Genomic DNA, 6,096 nt, shown 5'->3' with positions numbered 1-6,096 from the left:
GGGTGGGCAGAGGTCAGGGGTGCAACGCCGGTGCCTGTTCCGGTACGTGGGCCGCGACCACACGCTCGCGCCCCGGTACCGCACGGCCCCGGTCGACACTCCACGCCGTCGCGGCAACTCCCAGTCCCAGCACGGCCAGGACCGCGCCGGCCAGCGCAGGCGACGTAGCGCCGAAGCCTGCGGCCAATGCCAGGCCGCCGATCCAAGCGCCGCCCGCGTTGGCCAAGTTGAAGGCTGCCTGGTTTGCGGAGGAGGCCAGGGACGGGCCTGCCGCCGCCTTCTCCATCACCATCAGCTGGAGCGGGGAGCCCGTCACGAACGCCGCCATGCCCAGGAGGACGACCGCCAATGCCGCCGTCCACTCCGTCCTCATCAGGAGGGGGAACAGGGCCAGGACCGCCGCCAGGGACGTCAGGCCGCCGAACAGCGTGCCGCGGAGGGAGTGGTCCGCCAGGCGGCCGCCAACCAGGTTGCCTGCCGTGGCGCCCACGCCGAACAGGGCCAACAGCAGTGTCACGCTGCCCTCCGCGAAGCCCGCCGCGTCCGTCAGCATCGGGGTGATGTAGCTGTAGGCCGAGAAGAGCGCGCCGAAGCCCGCCACCGTCGTGCCCAGTGCCAGCCAGACCGGGAGGGAGCGAAGCGCCGCCAGTTCGCGGCGCAGGCCCACGGCAGGAGCGTGTGCGTGGTCGTGCGGGATCAGCAGGGCCAACGACGCTATCGCCGCTACGCCGATCACGCTGACGCCGAGGAACGTGGCCCGCCAGCCCAGGTGTTGGCCCATCAGCGTGGCCGCCGGTACGCCCACGATGTTGGCGACCGTGAGGCCCAGGAACATCAGGGAGACGGAGCGGGCCTTGCGTTCGGGCGCGACCATGGTCGTGGCGACAACCGCCCCTACGCCGAAGAAGGCGCCGTGCGGCAGGCCGCTCAGGAAGCGGGCCGCGAGGAGGTAGTCGTAGTTCGCGGCGAAGGCCGAGAGGACGTTGCCCGCCACGAACAGCGCCATCAGGCCGATCAGGACCGTGCGGCGGGACAGGCGGGCCGTGACCGCGGCGAGGAGCGGGGCGCCGATGACGACGCCCAGCGCGTACGCCGAGACCAGGTGGCCCGCCGTGGGGATGGAGACGTGCAGGTCGTCCGCGACCTCGGGCAGGAGGCCCATGATCACGAATTCGGTGGTGCCGATACCGAAAGCGCCGACGGCCAGAGCGAGCAGGGCCAGGGGCATGGAAGTGCCTGTGCCTTTCGAGGGAGAGCGGAGTTCCGTACGACCGAGCTTAAGTTCAGTTACGGAACAAAGACTCCCAGGCCCGCTATTCCACGAGGTTAAGAGCTCGTGTCGAGGTTCACACGGGCCGCGATCGGGAGATGGTCGCTGCCCGTCTTCGGGAGGGTCCACGACGTCACCGGTTCGACGCCCTGGACCATGATCTGGTCGATCCGCGCCATCGGGAACGACGCCGGCCAGCTGAACCCGAAGCCGCTGCCCGCCGCGCCCTGCGTGGAGCGCATCTGGGAGGTGACGGCGTTCAGCGAGCGGTCGTTCATCGTGCCGTTGAGGTCGCCGAGGAGGATCTTCCGCTTGAGCGGCTCGGCGGCGATGGCCTCACCCAGCGCGTCGGCGCTCGTGTCCCGCTGCCGGGCCGTAAAGCCGGCCTCGATCTTCACCCGCACCGAGGGGAGGTGGGCGACGTAGACCGCGATCTGTCCCTCGGGGGTCGCGACGGTGGCGCGCATCGCGCGCGTCCAGCCCAGCTTTATGTCCACGGCCTTGATGCCGCTCATCGGGTACTTGCTCCACAGCCCGACCGTGCCCTCGACCGCGTGGTACTTGTACGTCGACGCGAGTGCCTTCTCGTACGTCGGGACCGCCGAGGCCGTCAGTTCTTCCAGGGCGAGGACGTCCGCGCCGGACGCGGCCACGTCACGGGCCGTACCGGACCGGTCGGGGTTCTCCGCGTTGACGTTGTGCGTGGCTACCGTCAGGTCGCCGCCGGTGCCGGTCTTGTCGCTGAGCAGCAGCCCGCCGAAGAGGTTCACCCACACGATCGTCGGGAGGACCACGGCGATGAGCGCGGTCGCGGACTTCCGGACCAGGCCGAGGATCAGGAGGACCGGGATCGCGAGCCCGAACCACGGCAGGAACGTCTCCGTGAGGCTGCCGAGGTTGCCGATCCGGTTCGGGATGCGTGAGTGCAGGAACATGACGAGGGCGAGGACGATCGCCAGTGCGGCGAGAACCATGCCCCGGCGCCAGATCCTCGGATCGCCGCGCCAGCCGCCGGCCAGTCTGTTCCACAGGCGCCGAAGCCGGGATCCACGCGGCTCGTCCCCCGAGCCGCCGCCGTCCGTCTCCGTCACATACGCCTGCTGTGCCATACCGTCGCCTCACTACCTGCCGTGCACACCATCGTCCCCGCGCCTACGACCCTAGGGGATGATCGGTTCCGATCCGCCGTCCCATGACGGCCGTACGGGCAGGAGGACGAACAAGTCGGCGTCCGGAGTTCCGAACACGCGCGGCCACAGCGGCTTCTGTGACGGAACGCGCACATTCGGACGGTTACTCAGTTGGCCGGCCTGACGGGTCGTAGAGCCACCAGCACCGTGTCCACGAGGAGTTCCGACAGGCCCTCGGGGAGGTCCGCGTCGGCGCGCATGACGGTGCGCAGGAGCATCGGGCCGACCAGCATGTCGTTCATCAGCTCGGCGTCGATGTCGGTGCGGAGTTCGCCGTTCTCCTGGGCCCGGCGCAGGAGGTCGACCTGCTTGCGGCGGCGGGGTTCCACTACGGTCGCGTGGTAGGCGGCCCACACCTTCGGTGCGCTCTTCATCTGCGCGTACACGTTGTGCAGGAGCGCCGAGGACCGGGTCATCAGGCCGCGCTGGCGCAGCTGTTCCATCATGGCGACGAGGTCGTCGCGCAGGGAGATACCGGGCAGTTCGGGGTCGTGCGGCTCGGCCTCGCGGACGACGTCGACGAACAACTCCTCCTTGCCCGGCCAGCGGCGGTAGATGGTGGCCTTGCCGACACCGGCGGTGCGGGCGATGCGCTCGATGGAGAGTTCGGCCAGTGGCACGCCGTCCTCCAGGAGCTTCATCACCCCCTCCGTGATGGCCCGTTCGACGGCCTCGCTGCGCGGGCGTCCCCTCGTGGGCGCGCACGGCCGGGTCCCGCTGCCGGTGCCCTTGTCGGTACCGGTGCCGGTGGCGGTGCCACTGTCGGCAAGGCTCACTTCACTCCGTCCCTTCCGCTGTTCCCCCCGTTCCCGTCTCAGGCGATTGTCGTCGCTATTCCCCTACGACGACCAACTCCGGCTCCTCCTTGCCCTCCTGAGGGACCGGAGGCCTGCCGGGCAGGAAGAGGAACGCCACTACGGCGCCGATGACCGCGACGCCCGTGCCGCACAGAGCCGTGACGTGCATGGCGTGCAGGAAGGCGTCGTTGGCCGGGGTGACCAGGGCCCTGCCCTGCGGGCCGAGCTTCGCGGCGACACCGAGCGTGGCCTCGATGGACTCGCCGGCGGTGTCGCGCAGGGCGGCCGGGACCGAGCCGAGCTTGCCCTCGATGCCGTTGCGGTACGCCGTGGACAGCACCGAGCCGAGGACGGCGATGCCGAGGGCGCCGCCGACCTGGCGGAAGGTGTTGCTCAGCGCGGACGCGGAGCCTGCCTTCTCGCGCGGCAGTGCCTGCATGATGACGACGCTGGTCGGGGTCATGACGTGGGCCATGCCGACGCCCATGAGGAAGAAGATGACCTCCAGGATCCAGATCGGCGTGTCCGCCTTGAGGGTCGCGAAGGCTGCGAGCATCCCGGCGAGCAGCAGCAGGCCGACGCCGGTCGTGATCCGGTTGCCGAACCGGTTGACGACCAGCCGGGCCCGCGGCGCGAAGATCATCTGCGCGGCGGCCAGCGGCAGCATCAACAGGCCGGTCTGCAACGGCGAGTAGCCGCGCACGCTCTGGGTGTAGAAGACCGAGAAGAAGGTCACGCCCATCAGCGCGAAGAAGACCAGCGCGATGGCGGCGATCGCAGCCGAGAACACCTTGTTCTTGAAGTACGTGACGTCGATCGACGGGTGGTCGCTGCGCTTCTCGAACCAGACGAACCCGGCGAGCACGACGACACCGGCGATGATCGTCGCCAGCACCTTGGGCGCCGTGAAGTCGGCGAGCTCGCCGCCCTCGATGATGCCGTAGACCAACAGGACGAGGCCCACGACGGACAGGACGACGCCGACCGGGTCGAGGCGGCCGGGCTTGGGGTCGCGGGAGTCGGGGACCAGCCAGATCATCAGGGCGAGGGCGATCAGCACGATCGGGACGTTGATCAGGAAGACCGAGCCCCACCAGAAGTGGTCGAGGAGCACGCCGCCGGTGATCGGGCCGATGGCGATGGCGAGGCCGACGCCGCCGGCCCAGATGCCGATGGCCTTGGGCTGCTCGTCGCGCTCGAAGACGTTCATGAGGACGGCGAGGGTGGCGGGCATCACGAAGGCGGCGCCGAGGGCCATCAGGGCGCGGTAGCCGATGAGCTGGTCAGGCGAGCCGGACTCGGCGGCCAGCGCGGAGCCGATGCCGAACACGACGAGCCCGCCGAGGAGGACCTTCTTGCGGCCGATCCGGTCACCGAGCAGGCCCGCGGTGAACAGCAGGCCGGCGAAGACGAGCGTGTAGGCGTTGATCGCCCACTCCAGCTCGCTCTGTGTCGCGCCCAGGCCGGTCGGGGCCGGGGTGGAGATGGTCTTGATGGCGACGTTGAGGATCGAGTTGTCGAGCACCACGATGAGCAGGCTCAGCATCAGCACGCCGAGGATGGCCCAGCGGCGGCGGTGCACCGCTTCGGGTATCCGGGTGCCGGGGACGGGTGGAGTGGTCATGCGGTCCAGACTAGGGAGCCGCGGGCTAATTACGATACGGGACCGTGCCGTATCGTAAATATTTTACTCAGGCCTTACGTATGCCTCCTTACGCATGCTTCCTCACGTGACGCGGGTGACTGGGGTCCCTCTGGCCCTCTGTGGCACGAGGTGCCACCATGGAGGGGATCTGGGGACGCCGTAAGGGTGCCTCAAGATGACTGAAGGAGCCGTTGCAATGACGCAGCTTTCGGCTGCCCAGGCTGGGAAGAACAGCTCCTCCGACGGCAGCAAGGCGCTGTACGGAGGCAAGGGCACACGTCGTATCACCGTCCGGGACATCGCCCTCGCCAAGGAACGCGGCGAGAAGTGGCCCATGCTCACCGCCTACGACGCGATGACCGCGTCCGTCTTCGACGAGGCCGGGATCCCGGTCATGCTCGTCGGGGACTCGGCGGGCAACTGTCACCTCGGGTACGAGTCGACCGTGCCCGTCACGCTGGACGAGATGGCCATGCTGTCCGCGGCCGTCGTACGGGGCACGAGCCGCGCCCTGATCGTCGCGGACCTGCCCTTCGGTTCCTACCAGGAGGGTCCGGTGCAGGCGCTGCGCTCGGCGACCCGGCTGGTGAAGGAGGCCGGGGTCGGCGCCGTGAAGCTGGAGGGCGGCGAGCGGTCGCACGAGCAGATCCGGTTGCTGGTCGAGTCCGGGATTCCGGTGATGGCGCACATCGGGCTCACCCCGCAGTCCGTGAACTCGATGGGGTACCGGGTGCAGGGGCGGGGCGAGGAGGCGGCCCAGCAGTTGCTGCGGGACGCGAAGTCCGTGCAGGACGCGGGGGCGTTCGCTGTTGTCCTTGAGCTGGTTCCGGCGGAGTTGGCGGCCGAGGTGACTCGGGTGCTGCACATTCCTACGGTCGGGATCGGGGCGGGGGCGGAGACCGACGCCCAAGTCCTGGTGTGGACCGACATGTTGGGTCTGACGGGCGGCCGGATGCCCAAGTTCGTGAAGCAGTACGCCGATCTGCGGGCGGTCATGGGCAACGCGGCGAAGGCGTTCGCGGAGGATGTCGTGGGCGGGGCGTTCCCGCTGGAGGAGCACTCGGTCCACTGACGTCACGAAGTCATAGAGCCACTGCGGCACGATGGCAGCCCGCCGATCTTCCCCCGTCGGCGGGCTGCCCCTTTGTCGCCTGCCGCCCGTCCCTGGGGGCTCCGCCCCCAGACCCCCGGCCG

5 protein-coding genes are annotated in these 6,096 nt (G+C 69.4%); 1 reads left to right on the top strand and 4 read right to left on the bottom strand.

Annotated elements, in window-relative coordinates; genetic code table 11:
* Nucleotides 1-13: 13 nt before the first annotated feature.
* The 4 genes from AC31A1_RS44750 to AC31A1_RS44735 all read right to left on the bottom strand — a co-directional run bounded on the left by AC31A1_RS44750 (nucleotide 14) and on the right by AC31A1_RS44735 (nucleotide 4,881).
* On the bottom strand, nucleotides 14-1,228 hold the full coding sequence (locus AC31A1_RS44750; protein ID WP_489658817.1) for an MFS transporter: 1,215 nt from the start codon (nucleotides 1,226-1,228) through the stop codon (nucleotides 14-16).
* A gap of 98 nt (nucleotides 1,229-1,326) precedes the next feature.
* Nucleotides 1,327-2,244 (bottom strand): endonuclease/exonuclease/phosphatase family protein, encoded by a 918-nt coding sequence (locus tag AC31A1_RS44745; protein ID WP_489658818.1) that lies wholly within the window; start codon nucleotides 2,242-2,244, stop codon nucleotides 1,327-1,329.
* 323 nt (nucleotides 2,245-2,567) lie between these two features.
* Nucleotides 2,568-3,236 (bottom strand): TetR/AcrR family transcriptional regulator, encoded by a 669-nt coding sequence (locus tag AC31A1_RS44740; RefSeq protein WP_489658816.1) that lies wholly within the window; start codon nucleotides 3,234-3,236, stop codon nucleotides 2,568-2,570.
* A gap of 55 nt (nucleotides 3,237-3,291) precedes the next feature.
* The gene (locus AC31A1_RS44735) at nucleotides 3,292-4,881 is read right to left on the bottom strand and encodes an MFS transporter (RefSeq protein WP_489658815.1); all 1,590 of its coding nucleotides are present in this window, start codon (nucleotides 4,879-4,881) and stop codon (nucleotides 3,292-3,294) included.
* Between the two features lie 217 nt (nucleotides 4,882-5,098).
* Here AC31A1_RS44735 and panB point away from each other — a divergent pair, with 217 nt between their 5' ends.
* Nucleotides 5,099-5,974 carry a 3-methyl-2-oxobutanoate hydroxymethyltransferase gene (panB, locus tag AC31A1_RS44730; protein ID WP_489658814.1) on the top strand — a complete coding sequence of 292 codons (876 nt, stop codon included), beginning with the start codon at nucleotides 5,099-5,101 and terminating at the stop codon, nucleotides 5,972-5,974.
* Nucleotides 5,975-6,096: the final 122 nt, after the last annotated feature.

Source organism: Streptomyces sp. P5F9, from assembly GCF_057961495.1.
The sequence above is the reverse complement of the archived record's forward strand: the minus strand, read 5'-3'. Positions and strand labels throughout refer to the sequence as shown.

Excerpts from the sequence above, each read along its gene's own strand:
- AC31A1_RS44750 (WP_489658817.1), bottom strand. The coding sequence starts at position 1,228 with ATGCCCCTGGCCCTGCTCGCTCTGGCCGTCGGCGCTTTCGGTATCGGC.
- AC31A1_RS44745 (WP_489658818.1), bottom strand. The coding sequence starts at position 2,244 with ATGGTTCTCGCCGCACTGGCGATCGTCCTCGCCCTCGTCATGTTCCTG.
- AC31A1_RS44735 (WP_489658815.1), bottom strand. The coding sequence starts at position 4,881 with ATGACCACTCCACCCGTCCCCGGCACCCGGATACCCGAAGCGGTGCAC.
- panB (WP_489658814.1), top strand. The coding sequence starts at position 5,099 with ATGACGCAGCTTTCGGCTGCCCAGGCTGGGAAGAACAGCTCCTCCGAC.